Annotated in this window: 1 pseudogene; it reads left to right on the top strand. The window is 63.0% G+C overall.

Going from position 1 to position 300, the window contains the following annotated elements:
- A pseudogene (locus tag DM807_RS00200) lies at positions 1-300 on the top strand (T6SS effector BTH_I2691 family protein); the annotation flags it as partial.

Here is a 300-nt window from a genome sequence, read left to right as displayed (position 1 = left end):
CGCCTGGCTGGCGACGGCCGAACCCCAACACATCGATAACCCCTACAGCCTGGCCGCCGCCTTGGCCTGTTACGACCGTGACGAAATCACTTCCGCCCGCGGGCTGGAAATATCCTTGGCGTTGCTGGTTCAGCCGATGGGCCAGCCGGCCCCTGGCACCGAGGAACAGGATAGGCGCTTCAAACGTCTCGAACAGTGGCTCGATCAACACGACAGCCCGCTCTACACCGCCCTGGCACCGTTCAACCCATTCAAGGACAAGGCCGACGCGATCGGCAGTTTGCTCGGCGCCAGCGATAA

It is taken from the genome of Pseudomonas hunanensis, assembly GCF_013393325.1.
In the GTDB taxonomy this organism is placed as follows: Bacteria; Pseudomonadota; Gammaproteobacteria; order Pseudomonadales; family Pseudomonadaceae; genus Aquipseudomonas; species Aquipseudomonas putida_P.
This window is presented reverse-complemented; position numbering and strand designations above follow the sequence as displayed.